Consider the following 20,978-nt stretch of genomic DNA (forward strand, 5'->3'; position numbering starts at 1 on the left):
CCAGCGCGCCATGGGTTTTACCACGCCCCCGGCGCGCACCGAAGGTGCGCTGAGTCGCTGACCTGCGGTGATCAAACTCCGATGGCACAAACTCGCGTCCGTCAAAGTCCGATGGCAAACGGTCAAGGCCTTATGGGCCCGCTTCGTCACGTACCTCCGCCATCAGCTCGCATCTCGCGCGGGCATCGGTCGTTCGGAGCTGCGCGACTGCCTCAAGGTGTCGTACGCCAAGGTCGCCGAGTATCAGCGACGGGGCGCCGTCCACTTCCATGCCGTGATCCGTCTCGACGGCCCGGCCGGAGCCGAGGACACCCCGCCGTCCTGGGCCACCACCGAACTCCTCACCGACGCCATCCGCTCAGCCGCGGCTCTCGCCGAGACACCTGGCCCGGCCCTGGACGGCCGTGCTCACAGCTTCCGCTTCGGTGAACAGCTCGACGTCCGCCCCATCCGGTCCGCCGACTTCACGGGGCCCACCAACCTGAGCAGCCGTGCCGTCGCCGCGTACATCGCCAAGTACGCGACCAAGGGCGCCGAAAGCGCGACAGGCACGCTCGACCGCCCCATCCGCAACCCCATCACCGATCTCATCGGCGCCGAAGTCGCCGACCACGCACGGCAGATGATCCTCACCTGCTGGCGCCTCGGCGGCCTCCCCGAGCTCGAAGAACTGCGCCTGCGCAAGTGGGCCCACATGATCGGCTTCCACGGTCACTTCTCCACCAAGTCCCGCGCCTACCCCGTCACCCTCGGCGCCCTCCGCCAGGAACGCACTGACCACAACGAGGCACGTACCCGCGAGCGTGCCGCCGAGGCGGGCCGTCCGCTGCCCGACCCGGACACCGTCCTCGTGCTCTCGCACTGGCGCTTCGCCGGCACCGGCCTGACCGCCGCAGAAGCGTTGTTCGCCGCCTCACGCACACCCGCCCCCGACGGAGAAGGAGAACCAACCCCATGACCACGGCGACCCTTCACCGCAAGTGGCACACGACGGCTGAGGTCGCCGAGATGCTCGCCTTCAGCCTCTCCAAGACCAAGATGCTCGTCCTCACCGGCGAGATCCGTTCCGTCAAGATCGGCCGCAGTCGCCGCATCCTCCCGGCCTGGGTGGACGACTACGTGAACCGCTGTGCCGACGAATCCGAGAGGTGGTCCGTGTGAGCGGCAAGCGAGGCAACGGCGAAGGCTCGATCTATCCCTACCGGAACGGCTACGCGGCCTACGCCTGGGTCACGACCCCGGAGGGCAATCGCAAGCGGAAGTACGTCTACGGACCGACCCGCAAGGACGTCCACGAGAAATGGCTCAAGCTCCACAACGAAGCCAAGAAGGGGCCGGTGGCGACCAACACGCCTTCCCTCGCCCAGTACTTGGCCTGCTGGCTTCGGGAAGTCGTGGAGCCCAACCTCCGGCCGCTGACCGCAGCGACCTACGAGACGACCGTACGCCTCTACGTCGTGCTGCTCCTCGGCTCCAAGCGGCTGGACCGGCTGACCGTGCAGGACATGCGCGGCTGGCTCAGCAAGCTCGCCGACACCTGCCAGTGCTGCGCCCAGGGCAAGGACGCCAAGCGGCCCGAGGAACGGCGGCGGTGCTGCGCCATGGGGGAGTGCTGCCGACAGACGCTCTCGAAGCGCTCGGTCAATGACGCCCGGACCATCCTTCGCAGCGCGCTCACCAATGCCATGGTCGAGGAGCGCATCTCGAAGAACGTCGTCCAGCTCGTCAAGGTCCAGCGGGCCCGGCGGAAGCGGCCGGAACCCTGGTCGGTGGAGGAAGCCTGCGCCTTCCTGGAGAACGCCCAGATCTGGCGGGACTACCTCTACCCGGCGTACGTCCTGATCCTCGTTCTAGGCCTGCGCAAGGGAGAGGTCCTGGGTCTCACCTGGTCGGACGTGAACCTTGATACGGGGGAGCTGCACATTCGCCACCAGTTGCAGCGGGTCCGTCGGCGGCTGCTGCACACCGACACGGCCAAGACGGGGAGGCCTCGGAGGCGGTCTCCCGCTGCCTGACATCTGCCTGACAGCCCTCCGGCTCCGCCAGAAGGAGCAGCAGGTGGCGAAGGAGCGGGCCGAGGATCTCTGGACGGAATCAGACCTCGTCTTCACCACTCGCTACGGCACCCCGGTCGAGCCGAGGAACTTCACCCGCGAGTTCGACCGCCGCTGCGAGCGCGCCGACGTCCGCCGTATCCGTGTCCACGACACCCGCCACACCTGCGCCTCACTCCTGGCGGCCCTCGACGTCCACCCCCGGATCGCGATGCAGATCCTCCGCCACTCGGAGATCGCGGTCACGATGGAGGTCTACATGCACGTGCCCTCCGCCGAGACCCGCCGGGCGCTCCGCAAGCTCGGCAAGGCGTTGGGCGGCGGCAGCAAGCAGAAGAAGGAGAAGAAGGGGAAGCGCAAGCAGCAGCAGGGGGCGGAGGAGCCGTCAGCCGAGGACGGCCGGCAAGAGGCATAGCGGTTGCTGTACTCCGCTGCTGTACGCACGACAGAGGCCACCTAGTGATGTCACTAGGTGGCCTCTGACCAGTGTCGGGGTGGCGGGATTTGAACCCACGACCTCTTCGTCCCGAACGCGATTGCGCCCCTGGTGACCTTCGTTCCGGACACCTGACCTGCCCGTTCGGCTCCGGCACTGTCCATTACAGTCCGGGGCCGTTTCCGTGAAGTCGCCGTGTTTGGCCCCCTGTTTGGCCCCCCCCGGCGGGGTGGCCGACTGACTGCTGTATCTGTGCTTGTCAGATGAGAACGCGAGGTGCTTCAAGTCGACGACTGGTAGCAGACAAGAGGGTGAGGCGTGCTGCGCTCGCACGGGCTAGCAATGAACTCCTCAGGGCCCCTCAGTCCTGCGGCGCTCGCTCCTGATCGATCAGGAACAGACGGGGAGCCGCCTGCGGCGGCTGCGACCCACAGGGCTTCGCCGACGGCTGCAACATGTTGGTGCTGCAGCCGCTCGTACCGAGTCGGGCAGGTGGGACACCCCCGCGTCCTTGGCGTAGCGAATGGGGCTATGGTTCCTGGTTGCCACCCCGGCTTGGGTGATCCCGGCTACTGTCCTTGCATTGCGTAGGACCCCAAGCAATAGAGACTCGTCCCCCATTGAATACACATTCCGAGCCCTCCCGTGGCATCTGTGTCATCGGCGTCAATGATCGTGATTTGTGCATTGATCACTACGGGCTTCGTCCCGGATGCTGGATTGCTGCGCGCGTCCGAAAGAGCCGAGGTGAAAATTGCACGAGCCCAGGAGTCCGGCGTGTGAACTGAAAGACGAATCGCCTCGCCTGCTTCGCGATCTGAATATTCCGAAACCGTCATGGCATTCCCTCTCTTGGTGTGACCCAGAATTTTCGTTGCAAGGAATCATCCGCATGAAGTCATGAGGATATGCACCTTATGCGCGCATGGCGTACTCGGATTGGATCTGGTCGCGTCTCGATCGTGACATTTCGCTCGAATGTATAACTGGAATCGTTGCCTGATCGGAAGAGCGTCGGCTTGGTGGGGCCCAGTGGGACGGCCTAGCCATAGCCGAGTAGCTAAACAAGTGTCAGAATTGAACATTCCGTATATGTCTGTGGACGTCATTGAAGGAAGGTGTGAGGGGGTTTTCCCTCACACCGCTATCTGGCAATGACGAGCAGGGGTTCCGAACTGGAAACGCCCTAAAATTTGGCTAACGAGCCCAAAGTGAGACCAGCCACGTCACCCTGATGTCGTCGAATGGTACGCCCCAAAGCAATAGGTCTGCTTTCCCACCGCAAGGCAGAATCCGTAGCCTGGCTGATCCACCGTGTCGTTGGGGTGAACGGTGAACGTGGCCTTGATCTCTACTGGCCCCGCCGTGAGGCCTGACTTTTTGCTAGCTTCATTGAATACCGCGGAAGCGACCGTGCGCGCCCACGAATCGGGTGTGTGCACTGATCGGTGAGCGGCTGTGGACGCTTCCTGATTAGAGCCTGCTTGCCTTGCCATGATGATCTTGCCCTCCCGTGGATTATTCTGAACTGCGAGTGCTCAAGCCACCTCATTCTTAGTGAACCAATTACGTATCCCCAGCAAGAGCGTGCATTTTCCCTCAATCGAAGTACCGGGTTTGCGCTAATTGAGTGCATTGCATAGGCGGGACATACTCCAATGCTGTTTATGTGACTAACTCGTGCATCTTGGGCGATGGCGCGTTGAGATCACTGAGCCCGGCTTCGGGATTCCAATCCGAGACCTATCCATCACGAGGTGTTGGGTCTTGGTCCAAGGCTGAGCCGTAGGGCGGCATGTCTACGACGGAGCCGGGTGCCGGGATCACGTCGACGGCCACCGTCGTGCTCCATCCGTCTGAGTCGACGTGGCCCGCTCCTTCCAACCAGCGGAAAGCTGACGCGTGTGTGACGCTTCCTGTGCCAGTCAGGAATGCTGGCTCGATGCAGGTCTCGCGGCTGCCATCCCGGCAGTCGCCTCAGTGCTTCGAAGTAGCGGGGGTACCCCGTAGTCAGGGATGCCCCGCCCCAACTTTGCCCGTGGACCGCTTGCTCCCGAACGCGACCAGCCCCCTCGTGACCTGGATCTGGAGGCATTGACCTGACCGTTCGACTCCAGTGCTGTCCGTCACCGTCCGGGACGGTCTTGGTGCGGTTGCCGCGTTTGGCCCCCTGTTTGGCCCCCGCAGTCTGCACCTCCAGATCGCATCCGATCTGGTCAGGGCCAATTGCCAGGTGAGCGGGTGATGGCGCCGTACATCAGTGGTCGCACCGTTAGGTGTGCCCTCATGAGATTGGTGCCAGGGAATCGCGATCGGCGAAGTTGTGGCCTTCTTCAGGTCGGACGATGAAGACCCCGGATCCAGGAGGGCTCTCGACGGATGCCATGCGGACGCGAGCTGTCCACTCGCGGGTGGGCCACTGTGTTTCGCTGTCCCAACGGATCCCTGCGAGGTTAACCGCAGCAGGGTCCACGGTGGTGAGGTCGGCGCCGGTGAAGTCGTTTGCCGCGTCGGTCAGGTTGTCACGAGCTGCGATGAAGTCGAGGGCGAGGTTGAGGTCGTGCCCGTGCCCGCGCCCGCGGGCGAGCTCGTGGGCGAGGTCGCGGGCGACGTTGAGGTCGCGGGTGCGGGCGGGCTCGAGGACGTAGGCGAGGTCGCGGGCGAGGTCGCGGGCACGGGTGCGGTCGAGGGCGGGGTCGAGGTCGAGGTTGCGGGCGCGGTCGAGAGCGAGGGCGAGGGCGAGGGCGCGGTTGCGGGCGCGGTCGAAGGCGCGCTCGAGGGCGGGGTCGAAGGCGCGCTCGAGGGTGGGGTCGATGGTGAGGTTGCGGGCGAGGTCGTGGGCGCGGGCGCGGGCGGGGTCGAGGGCGCGGGCGAGGGCGCGGTTGCGGGCGAGGGCGCGGTTGGGGGTGCGGTCGAGGGCGAGGTTGATGGAGTCGAGGGCGCGGGCGAGGTCGCGGGCGCGGTCGAGGGCGCGGTTGAGGTCGATGGAGAGGCCGACGGAGAAGTTGCGGGCACGGTCGAGGTCGCGGGCGAGGATGAGGTCGCGGGCGAGGTCGTGGGCGTGGGCGCGGGCGCGGTCGAGGGCGAAGTCGGGGTCGAAGGCTGCTGCGGCGGCCTTCAGCCCATCTGCGACTTCCAGAAGGTCATTGCGACGTTGGAGTCGATCTTGTGGAGGCATGGACTTCCAGCGAGCCGTTACGTCAGCCAGCCTCGGCTCCGTCACGCCGTCCTGGGCCGGATCGGCTTGGGGAGTCTCACGGTTGCGGGGAGCATCCGGCACTGGAGTGGGAGGAGACGTAGCAGGACTATCCGGCGCGGACAACAGGCCGGAAGTCTTCGGGGGAGGCCGGAAGCCGGGAGAACGATCTGAGCACTCTGGGTTACTGCGTGCGCCCACTGCTTCGGTGGGCATGACGACTGCCGGCATGCGGGCGAGCGCGGCAACGAGTTGGCTCCAGAAGCTTCGCTCGCGTACGGGCCGAGCAGAGGGGCGAAAGGCATCGGTTTCACGAGTGAGTGAGATGCGCACCTGCTCCACGAAGGACTTAGGCGACACCGGCTTCCCCTTCGATTGCGGTTCCAGGCTGCCCGGTAGGCGCATTTGAAGGAACCGGTTCTACTGGCGCCGGTGTGTCGGTTGGCGGGGGAGCTACGGCGGGTACGGGCGCTGACATGGGCTCCACGGCGGGGTGGGCCAGCCCTTGACGCAGGAGTTGTTCCACGATCTTCGGAGCGGCTACACCGACCGCGATTGCGCCGAGTGGACCCGCGATCTGCCCTGAAGTGCTGAATGCTGCTGCTAGACCCGCTCCCAGAGCGTTGCGGATGATCACGGCGACGATGTAGGGGCTCAAAGGGATCTCACCGGGCATCTTCCATGGGAAGTCTTTGACGCGCTGGATCGCCCGGCGGAGATCTAGCGCCTCAACCGCGGCGGAGCCTACAAGCCCCCATAAACACGCCTCCCACCAGTTCATGGTCGGCCTCCTTGCCAGACTCAGCACAACAACTTGTCCTAGGATGGCGGCAGATGGCTTCGTGGCACTGCGAGTTGAGCAAAGTCATCTTCGGTTGACTCGCCGGACGCCTCGTCGCCGCCCCTCGTCTCGAACACGATTAGCAATTTGCGTGACCTCCTAACCGCTTTGCTGGCGCGCGAGGCGGTCGTTGGTGTTCAGACCTGTCGGCAGTCGCCTCAGTGCTTCGAAGTAGCGGGGGTACCCCGTAGTCAGGGATGCCCCGCCCCAACTTTGCCCGTGGACCGCTTGCTCCCGAACGCGATCAGGCTCTCGGTGGCCTTACCAATGGGAAACTGACCCGCCCGATTGAGTCTGGCATCGTCCACGGCCGTCCTAGACAGTCCGGGTGCTGCTGCCTCGTTTGCCCCCCTTTGGCCCCCGGCCGTTTCCTCACTGACCCGTGCTCTAGTGGGGCGGACCTGATCGAACGGCAAGGTAGGGGCGCAGCCAAGTCTGCCCACCAATGGGGGAACCTCAGCCAGGTGCGTCCACTAGGCCAGTCGGCATAGCTCCCTGAGGCGAACCTTCGCTGTTTAGCAGAGTGTAAGTAGCGACGGTGGAGCGTCTCACGCGAGATACGTAAAGGACTTACCTGATGACTGGACCTTCGAGCAATGCGAAAGGGTCAACCAAAAAATGGAGTCCAAGTCGCAATTTGTGGAGAAGGTTGCAAATTTTCGGGTTCACTCTTCTGTGTGTAGCCATTGACTTCTCTTTCATTTTAGGGTGGGTGTGGGTGCATCAAAGGGCTGAGGGTGGCTTTAAGTGGTTGGGGAGCCTGCCTGGCCTGGACGGCGTAATTGTTGACGCTCTCAAATGGTTGTTCACTGTCGGCACGCTCACCCTTCTGGTTATCTATGTGGTAAAAGATTTTGTGAGCCTCGCGGCTGAAATCTGGAAAGGTGATTGATAGTGAATGGCCATCCCTTGCCTGTCGAGCGACTGCGAGCACTATTTTGTGAGAGTTTTCGCCTGCCTCGGAGATCGCTTAGGGACATTCTTTGGGTGTATGGGCGCCGCTTTTGGGTATTTGTGCTCACGATTGCAGTCAGTGGCCTGGTCGTACTTACTGTTGCCTTTCTGGTGTCCAGCTACTCCTACTCGCCGAGTGCGGGCGTTATCTCCACTGTTGTCGCGATCGCGACCGTTGCTGGCCTCTGGTGGGTGTTCAGTTTTCCTTATGGCAGAGAGGTACTTGCGTGGTATTTCCAGTTTTTCAGCCTGGATCTAAGGACCGCTGGCTCGCGGGCGAGCACGGACAGCATCCTGGATGAGATGGACGCTGCGCTGCAGGCTGACGAGGAGCAGTTCGTCAGATCGTTTGTCCAGAAAGGCGGACAAGGCTGGTCGGGAATTGTCGATCCGTCGTTCTTTGTGGGAGCAGTAACTGTCAGTGCGGCCAGCGGGATGGCTTGGGATGACTTCCTGAAAATGATGGCAAGGATTTTATCTGCAATGCGCCATGTTCCTGGCCCTGGAGATCCGGAGTCGTTCCTCCAGGAGGATGGGACGCTCGACCTTCAACTGCAGGAGATGCTCCTAGGTGATTGGAGGATGGCTAAAAGCGTCATGGGAGGAAATCCCGTGGGTCACTCGGTGGATGAGTCTGCTGCGTTCCATTGGGCTCTGTTCACTCGGGACTTCTTTAAGTCTCAGTGGTTTGTTCGGCTCCGAGCTGATCAATTTAATGTGATGCTGCGTCGGGCGGCGTCGGAGGGATTGGAACCGTCTGAACTGGCGGAACGAATTATCGACCGTTGGATTGATGGGACTCCGAACGGTGGAGAATGATGGCGCGTCGCGCGCTCTGATCCCTTGCGTAGTGGGTCGCTGAGTGCGCGCCCAAGCCGTCGGCTCCTTGGATGCCATGCGGTCGTCGCGGTCTAACCTGAAATTCATCGAGGCATGAAGCCGGGCTTCTGTTCGGCGAGTGCGTGAAGCCGGGCAAGGTAGTCCTGCGCCGTTGGCTCGGAGCCGTACCGGCGCCGCATCTCGGCAGCAAGTTCGCGGCTGGTCATGATCAGCGAAGGCACCGACTTACGACCCCCTTCGAGGGCCTGCTTCCCCATGATGAGCGCCTGCTCCAGGTCGCCTTCACGTGCTGCTGTTACGCCGAGCGTGACCCGTGCTTCCGCGTTTCGCATCGGCGAGCGCTCGGTTCCGTCGAAGTCGGTTCCTGCCCTCAGCACTTCATTGGCGAGGGCGCGCGCAAGTTTGTCTTCGCCGACCAGCCGGTAACAGTCCATCGCGTAGAAGTCGAACTTGGCAGGGTCCACGACGAAGTGGTTGTCCAAGTTCTCGGGGTACGGCATCGCTTCGAGCTTCCGTCGTCCCTTGTCCAGGGCTACCTCAACCTGCCGGCGGTCCCCAAGTCGTGCCCACGCCTTGGCTTCCTGGGCGGCGAGTTGTACTGCCACGCCGTGATGTGCCGCCGTCTCGGCTCCGGCCTGCGCTGCTGCGATGACACCGCGGTAGTCGCCGGTTGTGAGAGCGAACCATGCCCGCATCTCGTGCGCCCACCCGGCCACTTCTGCGTGGTCGGCTTCGGTTGCGAGAGAGAGGGCGGCACGGCGCGTCGACTCGGCCGCGTGACGGTCGCCCGTGTCGTACTCGACACAGCCGACCAACAGTGCGAGCCAACCGGACAGTGCGAGAACCTCGCGGTGCTGTGCGAGTGTGAGGCTCTTCGTGTGTAGCTCAACGACTCGGCGAAGCCACTGCCGCCCCTCTACGAGAAGCTGCTCGCTGGGCATGAACGGATACTCCGACGCGAGCCGATCAGTTGTGATCCGCAGAGCATCGAGCGTTGCGTTGTCGACGTCGGACCGGTTGAGTCGGCTCACAATCTCCAGCGTCTCCATGCCGCTCGCAGCCAGGATCTCTCGGTCCCCGTCTCGCCGCGCGGGCGCCGGGAAGAGTGCGTGCGTCACTGTGCCGAAAGTGGCCGCGATGATCGGTTGGTAGAAGTCGTTCGGCATCTGGCCTGACTCCCAGCGCTTCCACTGACGAATCATGCTCTCTTCCGCCGGCAGCTCTGTGGGAGCGTGCGCTCGCAGGGCCCTGACTGCGTCACGTTGAGACCAGTCGCGCGCCGTGCGTTCAGCCGCGATGCGTCGCGCCCATGCGGGCCTGTCGTCGGTCATGCGCCCTCCTCTGCGTGCCTGCTCCGAGTCTCCCGCGCGAGCCAGGGGGACAGGGAAGGTGACAGGCCGGTGTCACCGGACATGTCCCCTCCTCCGGTTTGTCGTCCCCCGACTGTCACTTACCTCTCAACTCCCGTTCGGCGCATGCTAGTTGCAGATCACGCACCACCCGGCGCGGAGCGACTTTCGAGCGCTTCGAGCCTGCCGCGCAGTTCCGAGACTTGGGAGGTGAGATGTTCGAGCTGGCGCAGGACTTCGGGAAGGTCGACACCCGCGTCGGTTCCGCTGTCTTCAATGGCTTGCTGCGGATCGAGGGCGTAGCTACCGCGCGACGTGGTCAGGATGAGCCCATCCTCGCGGAGGATCGCAAGGGCTCGTTGCACCGTCATTCCCGAGATTTTGAAGCGCGTAGCCAAGTCTCGTACGGAGCCCACATGGGACCCCGGCTTGATATCGCCACGTGCGATCTCTCGCCGCAGGATGTCGGCCGCCTGCTCGGACTCCGGTCTGGGGTCGTCTTTCGAGATTTCAGCGCTCATCACGGCATCGAGCGTACCCACCCCTAGTACGACCTAGCACGAATCTTCGCGGCCCTCTTGCGCCACGGAACGTGCTAGTACATGCTGTTACGTATCAGTACGGTGGGCTTGGAAGGGCTCCGCCGACTGAGTCTGTAAGTGCTTGACCTGCAAGGCCGCACGACCAGGAGCCCCGCATCGGACGGGGGGAGGCGACCCGGCGCCTTGGCATTCACCGGAGGGCTTAGACCGAAAGGTCACGTCTCCATACGCCTGCTTCGAGGCCGGACAGCTCTACCTGACACGGGAGCGCGGTCGCGATGAAGGAGACAAGAACAACCGTCCGGAACCGACCCGTGCCGCGCTCGCGGCCTGGGTTCTTCCGGAGTAGTCGCCGTCTCACCAACACGCCTGCGGCTGCTTCGGCTTCCTGTCCCTCTACTTCAGGAGCCTTCCATGCGTACGTACGTCGGCCGCCAACAGGCCATTTCCTCTGAGGACTTCGCGGAACTCGCGCTCGGCACCCCGATTGAGCTGTGGCTCGGAGTCGAGGGCGAGAGCGACGACGAGCGCGCCGCCCGTTTGGATGCGGCGCGCGACATCCTCGCCGACAACCCGAACCTCCTCGATGACCTGATCCGCATCGCGGCCCAGGTCATCGAGGAGAACCCCGACCTGTTCGAGGTCATCCCGCTGTCTCGTCCGGTCCGATGCCGTCGCTCGATGCGTAAGGGGGCGGCGGCATGAGTGAGGACCCGAACTTCCAGGACCGCATGTTCCTGGAGAGCGAGGCTGTTTATCAGCGCATCGTCGACGGCCAGGTGGCCGACGTGGAAGCCGAACTGATGGAGGCCCAGTTCCGGGCATCGCAGGACGGTGAGAGCGCATGAGCGCGTCAGAGACCATCGAGCGTCCGGCCGTGCCGCCGCTGATGACGCCGGAACTGTGGCTGTTAGGCGCGGTCGCCGTACTCGCGGCCGGGGTCGGGGGCCTGGGCCTGGCTTCTTCCTTCGAGGCGGTGTCCGCGGCTGGGGCGCGCTGGGGGTTTGCTTCCCCGTGGATGTTGCCTGTGGGCATCGACACGGCGATTCCGGTGTTCACCGCGGCGTTTCTGCTGCTGATCCGTACGGACATGCCGTTGGGCTGGGTGCGGTTCGTGCCGTGGGCGCTGACCGGGGTGACGTGCTGGCTCAACGTCGCGGCCGGACACTCGCTGTCCGCGAAGCTCGCGCACGGCACGATGCCGCTGCTGTGGGTGGTCCTGTCCGAGGTGGCCGCGCACGTCTACGCCTCCCGTATCGGCGCCGTCACCGGCCGGCGGATGGAGAAGATCCGCCGATCGCGCTGGCTGCTCGCCCCGCTGTCGACGTTCGCCCTGTGGCGCCGCATGACCCTGTGGGAGGTCACCTCCTACTCCGAAGCCTTGGGACGTGAGCGTGAGCGGCAGTTGGCCCGTGCGGAGCTACGCGAGCGGTTCGGCTGGCGGTGGCGTTCCAAGACTCCGCGGCCGGAGCGGGTGCTGTTGAAGCTGGGTGAGCTGGCCCCGGCCAACGACGACCTGTCGCCTGTCCCGCCGCAGGATGCGGAGCCGCCGAAGCAGGAGACGCCCAAGCCGCCGCGCAAGCGCACCGCCAAAGCCAAGACCGGCAAGGCGCCGCGGACTCCCGCTGAACTGCTCGCCGAAGCCCGCGAGGCCACGGCCGGGTGGGCGGATGACGCGATCAACGCCGAAGCGATCCGCACCACGCTGCACTGCTCGGCCGCGAACTCCCGCGTGCTGCGGGACCTGCTGCTCAGTGAGCGCGCGGACGGCCGGCGCCTGCACCCCATCGACAGCACCAACAGCCGCGAGGGGGCGGCAGCATGAGCACTCCGGCTACCGTCCTGTTCTCCGCACTGGCCCCGGCTGCGGGCTGGGCTGTCCACGCCTGGCGGCTGCGGGCCCGTCTCGACACGGCACGGCGTGACCCGCTGACCGGCTTACGGACCCGTGACGGGTTCACCCGCCGCGCCACCGCTCTGCTCAAGGACCCGCGCGCGGTGGTGGTGCTGGCCGACGTGGACCGCTTCAAGCAGATCAACGACACGTTCGGGCATGCGGCCGGGGACGCACTGTTGAAGGCGACCGCGGACCGGCTCACCCACTACGTGCAGGACTCCGGTGTGGCCGGGCGGCTCGGGGGTGATGAGTTCGCTGCTGTCGTCATCGATGACCACGGCACCGCTGGCGACCTGCTCGCCGTCCTGCATGCCGTGCTCGCCCGTCCGGTCGACGGCCAGGACCAGGCTGTACACACCACGGTCTCGCTCGGCTGGGTACGTGCCGCGGACTTCCCCGACGATGACTTGTCTGGGCTGCTGCGGCGGGCGGATGAGGCGATGTACGCGGCCAAGCAGGCTCGTGCCGGACTGCGTCGGGCCGGGCTGGGCTGGCTGTTCGCCACCGTCACCGGTCGCCGTGCCGGCCGGACCGGCGCCCGCACTGATGCGCCGGTTGTCGGGGTGGCGGCGTGATGTCCACGGCGTTCGGCAAGTGCTACGACCCCAACGGCACCCGGTACGGGGTCCCCACCTTCCCGTGGCGTTTCGCCCCGGACGGCTACGCCACCCGTCGTCAGCTCCGGGACCGCGGGCTGAGGCCCGGCGGACAGCCGATTGCGGCGCAGGTGATGCGCCGTCACCGGGGTCGGAAGTCCGGGGTGCAGGTCGCCTACCTCTACCGCGTCGACCGCGCCCGACCGGTGCGGCCGATGACCTCCCGCAAGTGGGGTGCGCTCGCCCTGGCGATGCTCGCTCGCCGCACCTGCCCGAAGTGCCAGTTGGACGCCGGATACGTCATTCCGACCTCGCTCGGAACGTGCGTGTCCTGCGCCTACCCCGAGGACAGCGCGCCGCATGACCAACCGCGGCGGGCCCGACCGCCCACCTCCTACAGCGACGGCCGGGCCCGCCCTTTCCCTCCCGAGAGAAGGAACTGTCAGTGAAACACCCCGATGACGACAACGAACTCTTCAACCGTCTGGAAGCCGAAATGACCGACCCTGCGGCCCCGTCCGGGGGTGAGGTGGTCGACCTCGGCAAGGCCCGGACCGCGCGCGGCGAGTCGACCGACCCGGCCCCCGACTCGTTGGCCGACTCCCGGCCGTCGCAGTCGGCCGACCCGGAGCCGACCGAGTCGGCCGACGGACGGCCGACGCTGGTCGACAGCACGGTGCCGACCGTGTCCGGTCCCGGTGTCATCGACCGGATCAAGAACTCCAAGCGGCTGGACGTCTTCCCGGCCTGGCTCAAGTCGGGCCACGAGTTCAAGGAAGCGCTCGGCTGGCTGGCCGGGCACGCCTGGCACACCGTCGCCTTCCACGCGGTCCGCGTGCCGTTCGTCTACCTGCCCAAACTGGCCTGGCGCGCCCCTCGCGGCGCGCTCAACACTCTGGGCAAGGTGGGCCGTTGGTCCGTGGATGCCGAGGGCGAGGCACTGCGGCAGTACACGGCTACCAACGAGCAGGTGGACGAGTACCTGAAACTCTCCCGGCAGCGTGACCGGCGCGTCCGCCTGCGGATGATCCTCACCGTCCTCGGCGCCGTCTTCGCCCTCGGACTCGCTCTGTTCCTGGTCTACGGCGCAGAGCTGATGACGCAGGCCATCGCCGCCACCGTGGCGGTGCTCGGCTTCGGGCTGGCCGGAGCGCCGGCCGATGCGCCGCTGGCAACGCGGGCAGTCATCAAGACCGAGGTGCAGAAGCTGACCAGCGACATCGTGGTCAAGGCCATGGCCTCCATCGGCATCGGCCAGATCGCGTCTGCGGTCGCCAAGGGGCAGGACGGCATCAAGTTCGTCGCCCCGATCACCCGCGAGGGACCGGGCTGGCGCGCCGACATCGACCTGCCGCTCGGTGTGACCCCGGCGGACGTCGCGGACCGGCGGGCTCGCCTCTGGCCTGCGCCGCCCGCTCGGGTGCGTGTGGCCGGACGCCGACCCCAACGAGCACGAGGGACGCCTGATCCTGTGGGTCGGGGACCGGGACCTGTCCAAGACCGGCATCGTCAAGTGGCAGCTCGCAGGCGCCCGCCGGCACGACGTCTTCAAGCGCGTGCCGTTCGGCATCGACCCGCGCGGACGGGCTCAGGCGGTGCCGCTGATCCAGCACAACGTGCTGATCGGCTCGCAGCCCGGCCAGGGCAAGACCGCCTCTGTCCGGGTGCTGGCCTGCGGTGCGGCGCTGGATCCGTCGGTGGAACTGTGGCTGCACGAGAACAAGGGCACCGGCGACCTGGACGAACTCGAATGCGTCTCGCACCGGTTCGTCTCCGGCATCCATGACGAAGCGATCGAGTACGCCGCCGACTCCCTCAAGCTGCTGCGCGCCGAGGTCATGCGCCGCGCAGCCGCGATCAAGAAGCTGCCGCGGGACCTGTGCCCGGACAAGCGCATCACCCGCTCCATCGCCGACAAGCGCTCACTCAAGCTGTGGCCGCTGCTCGCGGTGTTCGACGAGTGCCAGAACCTGTTCGCCCACGCCAAGTACGGCAAACAGGCAGGTGAGGACGCCGAGTTCATCATCAAGCTGGGCCGTGCCCTCGGGGTGATCCTGGTCCTGGCCACCCAGCGCCCGGACAAGGACTCACTGCCCACCGGGATCAGCGGCAACGTGTCCATCCGCTTCTGCCTCCGCGTGGCCGGCCAGGTCGAGAACGACATGATCCTCGGCACGTCCGCCTACAAGAACGGCGTGCGCGCCACCTCCTTCCGCCCGGAGATCGACGCCGGTAACGGCTACCTCGGAGGCGCCGGCGCGCTGCCGGTCGTGGTGCGCACCGCCTACCTGGACGACAACGCCACCCACGCGATCGCTCAGCGGGCGCTCGCGCTGCGCAAGGCCGAGGGCACCCTGTCTGGCGTGGCCATCGGGGAGGACGCCGAGAGCGCGGCCGGGCCGTCCTACGACCTGCTCGCCGATGTCGCCGCGGTCGTGCCGGTCTCGGAGAAGCGGGTGTGGAACGAGCGGATCGCCGCTCGGCTCGCGGAGCTGCGGCCGGAGATCTACGGCGGTTGGAAGGGCGAGAACGTCACCAGCGCGCTCAAGCCGCACGGCATCAAGACCACCGGCATCGCCGGGACCACCGACGACGGAGAGCGCACCACCCGCCGCGGCATCGTCCGCGACGAACTCACCACTGCGATTGCGGAGCGTGACGGAAACCGGGGCGCCGCCTAGCCCCGTACCACCGCTACCGGTAGCGGGCCCACCTGCTATCGGTAGCACCCCCGCTAGCACCCCAAACGGCACCCGATCAGGGAGCTAGCGGATAGCACCCCACCTGCGAAAACCCCGGAAAACGACCCGGAGGGACCCCGATGACCCCCATAGCCCTCGCTGTGGCATGCCTACTCGCCATCACGCTCTGTTATGCCGCTGTGTGTGCGGGGAGCCCGTTCGGCACCTGCCGCAAGTGCAACGGCTTCGGCTTCGCCATGACCACCGACCGCAAGGGACGGCCCAAGCGCGGCAAGCACTGCCGCCGCTGCAAGGGCCGCGGCAAACGCGTCCGCGTCGGCCGCTGGATCTGCAACCGCGCCTCACGGATCTATCGCGCAGGCACCCGCTGACACGAAAGGAGGCCACCCCATGGCCGTGACCGTCTCCCTGGTCCTGCTCTTCGGACTCGTCCTGTTCTTCCTGCTCCGCTCCAAGTCCCTCGGCTACGGCGCCGCGTTCATCGCCGCGATGTTCGGGTTCTTCCTCGCCTCCACCGGCGCCGCCGGACCCATCAACGAGCTCACCCGCGCCGTCATCAACGCCATCCCCGACCTGTGACAGGAGTCCGGCCGTGAACGAACAGATCATCGCCCGGCACTGGCTCGCCCTCATCGCCCCCAAGGCAGCGCCCGCCCTCGCCACGTCCACCGTGCTGATCCTGGCCCGGATGTGGAACGCCAACGGCGCCGAACACAGCGTCGGAAACGCCGTGCTGATGGCCGCGCTGTCCCTCGCCGCGGCGGCGGCCGGCGTGTGCGCGAGCATCGGCCAGGCCGGAGACCCCGTCATCGCCGGAACCGCGTTCGCCGCCTCCGGCGGGCTCGCCCTCGCGGGCGTGGCCGGATACGCCGACGGCCCCTCGCTGCCGCTCCTGCTGTGGGCGCTCGCCACCGCCATCGCGTACGGTCTCGCCGCCCGCTACTGGCGCACCGACCGCCGCGAGTGCGTCGCGCACGAGAGGTATGTCAGCGACCGGCGTGAGGAACGCGCCCACATCGAACGCGTGGAAACCATCCGCGGCACCACCCAGATCGAGGTGGCCCGCACCGGCGCTGCCTACGCCGAACAGCTCGCGCAGGCACTCGTCACCCGCGCAGCGCTGCCCGGCTTCGACCCCACGGCCCTGGAGCGCGCGAGCCTGCCACAGCTGCCCGCCCTCCACAGGTCGAAGGAGCACTGAGCCCGCGAGAGCGTCCACTGGCGCTCACCGCGGGGTTGGAGGCGGGAGCGCATGGAGCCCCAGTTTTCGGTACACGCTCTCGGGAGGATTGTTGGACACCCGCCATGCCAGGTCCTCGAAGTACGGCATGGCGTTGCGCTGACGCGCGCGGCGTTCGAGGTAGACGAAGGGCGCGAGTACGGTCCACGCGCGCAGCAGGCTCTTCCCGTAGGCGCCGATGATCAGGGATTCGTCGACGATGCCGTGCGCGACCAGTTTGCCCAGGTCGTTATAGAAGAGACCGGCCCGTTGCACATGCTTCTTGGCCTCCTCCGGGAGCTGAAGATAGGGCACCGGCTGTGGGTGATCGATTGCGAGCTGGTACAGCACGTACTCGACCGCCTCTAGGTAGTCGTCTCCCCGTGTGTCTTTGAACCCATCCATGATCATCGCCAGGATTGTCGACTTCCGGGATGACGTGAGCTGTCCCCACGCCAACCAGGCCGAGATCACCAGGGCGAGCACGGAAACCAACAACGTCACGATGTTCAGGGCCATTTCTAGTACCCCCACTTCTGCTGGCCTTGCGGTGTCACTTCGTTGCACCGCAAGGCTCTCGACAGCAGTTCCCACGACTGCACGTGTCGTTCCCGCTGTCTGCACTCGTACGTTCGATGCCCCGCGCAGTCCACGTGCAGACACACCCGAGGCGGGCGCCGTCTCACCACAAGCCTGCGCCCGCCCCGGTCCTCCCGTCCCTCTCAGAACTAGGAGACCTCCAGCATGACCGAACGAGCGTTATTCAGCGAGGGCCGTCCGGCCCACGCCACCTCATGGGGTAGCGATCGGCTGCGGCCGCGCCTCCTGGACTTGTTCTCGTGCGCTGGCGGCGCCGCCATGGGCTATGCCTGCGCTGGCTTCGCGGTGGACGGTGTGGACATCGCCGACCGGCCCAACTACCCCTTCCCGCATCACCGGGGCGACGCGCTGGAACGACTCGCCACGCTGATCCGCTCTGGGGAGATCGGACGGTACGCATTCGTGCACGCCTCCCCGCCGTGTCAGGACAAGTGCACGCTGACCGTTGGGACGAACCGGTCCCAAGGCTGGGGCGGTACCCATGAAGATCTGGTGGCACCCACCCGGGACCTGCTCGACAGGACTGGCTTGCCGTATCTCATGGAGCAGCCCAATGGCCGCGCAGAGATCCGCAAAGACCTCACGCTGTGCGGTGAGATGTTCGGGCTCGGCGTCATCCGCCACCGCAACTTCGAGTTGGGCGGGTGGACCGCTGAGCAGCCGGCGCACGTACCCCACCGCGGGCGGGTGAAGGGTTGGCGGCATGGTGAGTACTTCGATGGTCCGTACGTGGCTGCTTACGGCAACGGCGGGGGCAAGCCGTCCATCCCTGAGCTTCAGACTGCGATGGGCATCACGTGGACGGACGTCCGCGAGGAACTGACCGAGGCCATTCCGCCCGCCTATACAGAGTGGATCGGCCGCGCCTACCTCGCTTCACGTGCTGTGGAGGTGGCGGCATGAATAAGCACCTCCTGTATGCCGCGCTGGATGCGGCCGAACGGGGTTGGGCCGTGTTGCCGCTGCGCCCCGGTGACAAGCGGCCAGCCCTGCATGGCGAGGACGTCTGTCCTGGCATCGGCGATTGCGCGGCTGGCCATCGCAAGTGGGAAGAGCGAGCCACCATCGACCCGGACCGCATCCGCCGTGCCTGGGGCGACCTGCCGTTCAACGTGGGCATTGCGACCGGTCCGTCTGGGCTGGTCGTCGTCGACCTCGACATGCCCAAGCGCAGGAGCAGTGCGGACACGCCTTCCGGCGTGACGACCTTTCGTGCGCTCTGCGAGCGCGCCGGACAGGCCGTTCCCACCACCCACACGATCCGGACCGCAGGCGGCGGAGTCCACCTGTACTTCACCGCCCCGCCCGGAATTCGACTCGGCAACACGGCCGGACGGCTCGGCAAGCGCATCGACACCCGAGCCTGGGGTGGCTACGTCGTCGCCCCCGGCAGCCTTACCCCCACTGGTGCGTACGCCATCGTCGACGACACACCGCCCATCGTGCTGCCGGATTGGCTGCATGTTCGCCTGGCGACTCGTCAGGCATCGCGGGCGCTTATGGCTGCGCCGTCGTCCGCGCAGGCATCCAGCTACGCCGTAGCGGGTCTGAACGCGGAAATCACGTCCGTCCGGCAGGCCCCAGAGGGCGAGCGCAACGCCACGCTGCTGCGGGCCGCGCGAGCCCTGGGGCGGTTCATCGCGTGGGGCGACCTCCCCAGGGAGCAGGTTGAGGAGGCTCTTCAGTGGGCGGGGGAGCAGGCAGGTCTCTCGCTGCGGTCCTGTGAAGCGACCATTCGGAGCGGTCTGAACTGGTCGATTGCACGAAACCAGCGGGGGAGGGCCGCATGAGCACCCCGCCCCGCCTCCCACTGAAGAGCCTCCCCGCCACTTCGACCGGCCCGTGCGCCGCCGCACAAGCCGCGCTCGATCCGGCTGAGGGCGAGTCGACGGGCGGCGCCGAAGGCGTTATTTCAGCTCTTCGTCCTGACACGCAGCAGGGAGACGGCCGGTATCCGGTCGCCTGGCTCCACATCCGCGCTCCAAAAGGCGCGATCCCCACGGCCACATCGCGGTGCCTGTGCGGCAGGGACCTCAGCGCCGTGGGCCACCGCAGGGTGCTGGCCCTGATCAGCGACCACACCGCGCACCGCGACAACTGCCCGCTCCGCACTACCCAGGAAGGGAAGGCCGCGGCATGACCACCAAACCGCTGGCACACCCCACGGACGGCTCCGCTCTGCTCGATGAAGTGGAAGCCTTCCACCGCCGCTTCAACGTCTTCCCCCTCGAAGCGGCCTACGTCGCCGTGACGTTGTGGAACGCTCACGCGCACCTGCTCGACTGCTTCGACGCCACACCGAGGATCGCGTTCCTCTCACCGGAGCCCGGCTCGGGGAAGTCCCGCGCGCTGGAGATCATCGAAACCCTGGTGCCCAAGCCGCTCGTTGCGGCCAACGCATCCGCGTCGGTGCTCTTCCGCGCGGTGTCGACCCTGGAAACGCGACCCACGATCCTCTTCGACGAAGTAGACACCGTGTTCGGGCCCAAGGCCGGAGACAACGAGCCCCTGCGCGGGTTCCTGAATGCCGGACACCGCCGCGGAGTTGGTATGTGGCGCTGCGTCGGCGACGGTGCCAACCAGCAAGTACAGGAATTCCCCTCGTACTGCGCCGTAGCCATGGCAGGGCTCGGCTCGCTGCCGGACACGATCCTGACCCGCTCGGTCATCGTCCGCATGCGCCGCCGCGCGAGGAACGAATTCGTGGAGGCCTACCGGCAGCGCATCCACGAGAAGGAAGGCAACGCCCTGCGCGACCGGCTCGCTGACTGGGCCCAGTCCGTGCGGCACCTGGTCGACGGAGTGTTCCCCACGTTGCCTCCGGAGGTCACCGACCGGCCGGCGGACGTGTGGGAACCGCTGCTCGCGGTTGCCGATGCAGCCGGGGGAGCGTGGCCGGAGCGGGCTCGCGCGGCGTGCGTGGAACTGGTCAACGCTGCCAAAGTCGGGGACAAGGGCAGCATCGGTATCCGGCTCCTGACGGACCTGCGGGACTACGTGTTCAACGGCATCGACCGCCTGCCAACCGTCGCTGTCCTTGACCGCCTCCACAGCCTCGAAGAGGCCCCGTGGGCGGACATGAGCGGCAAGCCCCTCGACGCCCGCGGTCTCGCGCGAATGCTGCGCGAATACATGACTGCGGACAACACCCCGGTAGCGGCCCGGAACATCAAGACGGGCGGCAGCGTGATGAAGGGCTACTACGCCGCGGACCTTCACGATGCGTGGGAGCGCTACTGCCCCCCACCCCCTGAGAGTCCGCTACTTCCGCTACCTCCGCTACCGAGCAGGTCAGAGGCCTAGAAAAGTAGCGGCAAGCCCGGATTTATCCGCTACCCGCACCACCTCATCCGCTACCGGCCCACGGGCCGCCCTGTCGGCCAGTAGCGGCTCTATCCGCTACCTCCACCCCTATCCGCTACCTCGATCATGCCCCTGAGCAGGGCGGTAGCGGAGGTAGCGGAAGTAGCGGACCTGACAGGAAGGGGACCACCGCCCCTGGAACCCTGCCGAGGAGGCACGCCGCATGAGCACCGCCGTTGCACCTGCTGGACAACTCCTCTACCGGCCCGAAGAGGCCGCGAAAGCTCTCAGGATCGGCCGCTCGATGGTCTACGAGGAGATACGCCTCGGACGACTCCAGACCGTTCGCATCGGTCGTCGTCGACTCGTACCGCCTGAGTACATCGAGCAGTACGTCGAACTCCTCAAGCGTGAGGCAGAAGCCACCGCCTGAACTCCCAACCATCCAC

The 20,978-nt window shown here is 66.2% G+C and carries 24 protein-coding genes and 1 pseudogene; 20 read left to right on the top strand and 5 right to left on the bottom strand.

The window, feature by feature from the left end; all coding sequences use genetic code 11:
- Positions 1-70: 70 nt before the first annotated feature.
- Genes ACH4S8_RS32430 through ACH4S8_RS32445 form a run of 4 tightly spaced genes read left to right on the top strand, consistent with a single transcriptional unit; the run spans position 71 to position 2,469 of the window.
- The gene (locus tag ACH4S8_RS32430; RefSeq protein ID WP_398400714.1) at positions 71-958 is read left to right on the top strand and encodes a replication initiator; all 888 of its coding nucleotides are present in this window, start codon (positions 71-73) and stop codon (positions 956-958) included.
- Entirely contained in the window at positions 955-1,161 is a 207-nt protein-coding gene (locus ACH4S8_RS32435) for an excisionase family DNA-binding protein (protein WP_398400431.1), read from the top strand. The genes ACH4S8_RS32430 and ACH4S8_RS32435 overlap by 4 nt, the downstream gene beginning before the upstream one ends.
- A complete protein-coding gene (gene xerC, locus ACH4S8_RS32440) occupies positions 1,158-2,015 on the top strand; it encodes a tyrosine recombinase XerC (RefSeq protein ID WP_398400433.1) in 858 nt (285 codons plus the stop codon). The genes ACH4S8_RS32435 and xerC overlap by 4 nt, the downstream gene beginning before the upstream one ends.
- Before the next feature lie 43 nt (positions 2,016-2,058).
- Complete coding sequence (locus ACH4S8_RS32445; protein ID WP_398400435.1) at positions 2,059-2,469, top strand: tyrosine-type recombinase/integrase; 411 nt, start codon at positions 2,059-2,061, stop codon at positions 2,467-2,469.
- 2,305 nt (positions 2,470-4,774) lie between these two features.
- On the opposite strand, the gene ACH4S8_RS32450 is transcribed toward ACH4S8_RS32445, so the two are convergent.
- A complete protein-coding gene (locus tag ACH4S8_RS32450; RefSeq protein ID WP_398400437.1) occupies positions 4,775-5,668 on the bottom strand; it encodes a hypothetical protein in 894 nt (297 codons plus the stop codon).
- 1,436 nt (positions 5,669-7,104) lie between these two features.
- Between ACH4S8_RS32450 and ACH4S8_RS32455 the strand changes: the two genes are divergently transcribed.
- Together ACH4S8_RS32455 and ACH4S8_RS32460 are read left to right on the top strand one after the other, a co-directional pair.
- Positions 7,105-7,419, top strand: a complete 315-nt coding sequence (locus ACH4S8_RS32455; protein ID WP_398400439.1) for a hypothetical protein — start codon at positions 7,105-7,107, stop codon at positions 7,417-7,419.
- Positions 7,420-7,514: 95 nt separating this feature from the next.
- On the top strand, positions 7,515-8,300 hold the full coding sequence (locus ACH4S8_RS32460; RefSeq protein WP_398400441.1) for a ubiquitin-like protein Pup: 786 nt from the start codon (positions 7,515-7,517) through the stop codon (positions 8,298-8,300).
- A gap of 104 nt (positions 8,301-8,404) precedes the next feature.
- Here the strand turns inward: ACH4S8_RS32460 and ACH4S8_RS32465 are convergent, their stop codons facing one another.
- Together ACH4S8_RS32465 and ACH4S8_RS32470 are read right to left on the bottom strand one after the other, a co-directional pair.
- Entirely contained in the window at positions 8,405-9,652 is a 1,248-nt protein-coding gene (locus ACH4S8_RS32465; RefSeq protein WP_398400443.1) for an XRE family transcriptional regulator, read from the bottom strand.
- A 158-nt stretch (positions 9,653-9,810) separates the two neighbouring features.
- A complete protein-coding gene (locus tag ACH4S8_RS32470; protein WP_398400445.1) occupies positions 9,811-10,191 on the bottom strand; it encodes a GntR family transcriptional regulator in 381 nt (126 codons plus the stop codon).
- A 435-nt stretch (positions 10,192-10,626) separates the two neighbouring features.
- Here ACH4S8_RS32470 and ACH4S8_RS32475 point away from each other — a divergent pair, with 435 nt between their 5' ends.
- The 5 genes and pseudogenes from ACH4S8_RS32475 to ACH4S8_RS32495 form a co-directional block, all read left to right on the top strand.
- Complete coding sequence (locus tag ACH4S8_RS32475) at positions 10,627-10,917, top strand: hypothetical protein (protein WP_398400447.1); 291 nt, start codon at positions 10,627-10,629, stop codon at positions 10,915-10,917.
- Complete coding sequence (locus ACH4S8_RS32480; protein ID WP_398400449.1) at positions 10,914-11,060, top strand: hypothetical protein; 147 nt, start codon at positions 10,914-10,916, stop codon at positions 11,058-11,060. The genes ACH4S8_RS32475 and ACH4S8_RS32480 overlap by 4 nt, the downstream gene beginning before the upstream one ends.
- Positions 11,057-12,037, top strand: a complete 981-nt coding sequence (locus ACH4S8_RS32485; protein ID WP_398400451.1) for a DUF2637 domain-containing protein — start codon at positions 11,057-11,059, stop codon at positions 12,035-12,037. The genes ACH4S8_RS32480 and ACH4S8_RS32485 overlap by 4 nt, the downstream gene beginning before the upstream one ends.
- Positions 12,034-12,684, top strand: coding sequence for a GGDEF domain-containing protein (locus ACH4S8_RS32490; protein WP_398400453.1), 651 nt, complete (start codon positions 12,034-12,036; stop codon positions 12,682-12,684). The genes ACH4S8_RS32485 and ACH4S8_RS32490 overlap by 4 nt, the downstream gene beginning before the upstream one ends.
- Positions 12,684-13,055, top strand: a pseudogene (locus ACH4S8_RS32495) (RRQRL motif-containing zinc-binding protein); the annotation flags it as partial. The gene ACH4S8_RS32490 and the pseudogene ACH4S8_RS32495, both read left to right, overlap by 1 nt.
- 92 nt (positions 13,056-13,147) lie before the next feature.
- Here ACH4S8_RS32495 and ACH4S8_RS32500 read toward each other — a convergent pair.
- The gene (locus tag ACH4S8_RS32500) at positions 13,148-14,152 is read right to left on the bottom strand and encodes a hypothetical protein (protein ID WP_398400455.1); all 1,005 of its coding nucleotides are present in this window, start codon (positions 14,150-14,152) and stop codon (positions 13,148-13,150) included.
- A gap of 109 nt (positions 14,153-14,261) precedes the next feature.
- Between ACH4S8_RS32500 and ACH4S8_RS32505 the strand changes: the two genes are divergently transcribed.
- From ACH4S8_RS32505 to ACH4S8_RS32520, 4 genes are all read left to right on the top strand, one after another.
- Entirely contained in the window at positions 14,262-15,386 is a 1,125-nt protein-coding gene (locus ACH4S8_RS32505; protein WP_398400716.1) for a hypothetical protein, read from the top strand.
- 140 nt (positions 15,387-15,526) lie between these two features.
- Positions 15,527-15,778 (top strand): hypothetical protein, encoded by a 252-nt coding sequence (locus ACH4S8_RS32510; RefSeq protein WP_398400457.1) that lies wholly within the window; start codon positions 15,527-15,529, stop codon positions 15,776-15,778.
- A gap of 19 nt (positions 15,779-15,797) precedes the next feature.
- Positions 15,798-15,986, top strand: a complete 189-nt coding sequence (locus ACH4S8_RS32515) for a hypothetical protein (RefSeq protein ID WP_164192113.1) — start codon at positions 15,798-15,800, stop codon at positions 15,984-15,986.
- 13 nt (positions 15,987-15,999) lie between these two features.
- On the top strand, positions 16,000-16,608 hold the full coding sequence (locus ACH4S8_RS32520; RefSeq protein WP_398400460.1) for a hypothetical protein: 609 nt from the start codon (positions 16,000-16,002) through the stop codon (positions 16,606-16,608).
- A 24-nt stretch (positions 16,609-16,632) separates the two neighbouring features.
- Here ACH4S8_RS32520 and ACH4S8_RS32525 read toward each other — a convergent pair whose 3' ends face one another.
- Complete coding sequence (locus ACH4S8_RS32525; RefSeq protein ID WP_398400462.1) at positions 16,633-17,145, bottom strand: hypothetical protein; 513 nt, start codon at positions 17,143-17,145, stop codon at positions 16,633-16,635.
- Positions 17,146-17,370: 225 nt separating this feature from the next.
- Between ACH4S8_RS32525 and ACH4S8_RS32530 the strand changes: the two genes are divergently transcribed.
- The 5 genes from ACH4S8_RS32530 (at position 17,371) to ACH4S8_RS32550 (ending at position 20,962) form a co-directional block, all read left to right on the top strand.
- Positions 17,371-18,129: a DNA methylase gene (locus ACH4S8_RS32530; RefSeq protein ID WP_398400464.1), complete on the top strand. Its 759-nt coding sequence runs from the start codon at positions 17,371-17,373 to the stop codon at positions 18,127-18,129.
- Positions 18,126-19,016 carry a bifunctional DNA primase/polymerase gene (locus tag ACH4S8_RS32535; RefSeq protein WP_398400466.1) on the top strand — a complete coding sequence of 297 codons (891 nt, stop codon included), beginning with the start codon at positions 18,126-18,128 and terminating at the stop codon, positions 19,014-19,016. The genes ACH4S8_RS32530 and ACH4S8_RS32535 overlap by 4 nt, the downstream gene beginning before the upstream one ends.
- Complete coding sequence (locus tag ACH4S8_RS32540; protein WP_398400468.1) at positions 19,013-19,366, top strand: hypothetical protein; 354 nt, start codon at positions 19,013-19,015, stop codon at positions 19,364-19,366. Before ACH4S8_RS32535 ends, ACH4S8_RS32540 begins: the two co-directional genes overlap by 4 nt.
- On the top strand, positions 19,363-20,529 hold the full coding sequence (locus ACH4S8_RS32545; protein WP_398400470.1) for a DUF3631 domain-containing protein: 1,167 nt from the start codon (positions 19,363-19,365) through the stop codon (positions 20,527-20,529). The genes ACH4S8_RS32540 and ACH4S8_RS32545 overlap by 4 nt, the downstream gene beginning before the upstream one ends.
- 223 nt (positions 20,530-20,752) lie before the next feature.
- Positions 20,753-20,962, top strand: coding sequence for a helix-turn-helix domain-containing protein (locus ACH4S8_RS32550; protein WP_398400472.1), 210 nt, complete (start codon positions 20,753-20,755; stop codon positions 20,960-20,962).
- Positions 20,963-20,978 lie beyond the last annotated feature (16 nt).

Origin of the sequence: Streptomyces sp. NPDC021080, assembly GCF_044333225.1 — a bacterium.
Taxonomy (GTDB): Bacteria; Actinomycetota; Actinomycetes; order Streptomycetales; family Streptomycetaceae; genus Streptomyces.

Excerpts from the sequence above, each read along its gene's own strand:
- ACH4S8_RS32475 (WP_398400447.1), top strand. The coding sequence starts at position 10,627 with ATGCGTACGTACGTCGGCCGCCAACAGGCCATTTCCTCTGAGGACTTC.
- ACH4S8_RS32470 (WP_398400445.1), bottom strand. The coding sequence starts at position 10,191 with ATGAGCGCTGAAATCTCGAAAGACGACCCCAGACCGGAGTCCGAGCAG.
- ACH4S8_RS32480 (WP_398400449.1), top strand. The coding sequence starts at position 10,914 with ATGAGTGAGGACCCGAACTTCCAGGACCGCATGTTCCTGGAGAGCGAG.
- ACH4S8_RS32450 (WP_398400437.1), bottom strand. The coding sequence starts at position 5,668 with ATGCCTCCACAAGATCGACTCCAACGTCGCAATGACCTTCTGGAAGTC.
- ACH4S8_RS32540 (WP_398400468.1), top strand. The coding sequence starts at position 19,013 with ATGAGCACCCCGCCCCGCCTCCCACTGAAGAGCCTCCCCGCCACTTCG.
- ACH4S8_RS32530 (WP_398400464.1), top strand. The coding sequence starts at position 17,371 with ATGACCGAACGAGCGTTATTCAGCGAGGGCCGTCCGGCCCACGCCACC.
- ACH4S8_RS32535 (WP_398400466.1), top strand. The coding sequence starts at position 18,126 with ATGAATAAGCACCTCCTGTATGCCGCGCTGGATGCGGCCGAACGGGGT.
- ACH4S8_RS32455 (WP_398400439.1), top strand. The coding sequence starts at position 7,105 with ATGACTGGACCTTCGAGCAATGCGAAAGGGTCAACCAAAAAATGGAGT.
- ACH4S8_RS32465 (WP_398400443.1), bottom strand. The coding sequence starts at position 9,652 with ATGACCGACGACAGGCCCGCATGGGCGCGACGCATCGCGGCTGAACGC.
- ACH4S8_RS32485 (WP_398400451.1), top strand. The coding sequence starts at position 11,057 with ATGAGCGCGTCAGAGACCATCGAGCGTCCGGCCGTGCCGCCGCTGATG.
- ACH4S8_RS32525 (WP_398400462.1), bottom strand. The coding sequence starts at position 17,145 with ATGGCCCTGAACATCGTGACGTTGTTGGTTTCCGTGCTCGCCCTGGTG.
- ACH4S8_RS32435 (WP_398400431.1), top strand. The coding sequence starts at position 955 with ATGACCACGGCGACCCTTCACCGCAAGTGGCACACGACGGCTGAGGTC.
- ACH4S8_RS32490 (WP_398400453.1), top strand. The coding sequence starts at position 12,034 with ATGAGCACTCCGGCTACCGTCCTGTTCTCCGCACTGGCCCCGGCTGCG.
- ACH4S8_RS32515 (WP_164192113.1), top strand. The coding sequence starts at position 15,798 with ATGGCCGTGACCGTCTCCCTGGTCCTGCTCTTCGGACTCGTCCTGTTC.
- ACH4S8_RS32510 (WP_398400457.1), top strand. The coding sequence starts at position 15,527 with ATGACCCCCATAGCCCTCGCTGTGGCATGCCTACTCGCCATCACGCTC.
- ACH4S8_RS32545 (WP_398400470.1), top strand. The coding sequence starts at position 19,363 with ATGACCACCAAACCGCTGGCACACCCCACGGACGGCTCCGCTCTGCTC.
- ACH4S8_RS32550 (WP_398400472.1), top strand. The coding sequence starts at position 20,753 with ATGAGCACCGCCGTTGCACCTGCTGGACAACTCCTCTACCGGCCCGAA.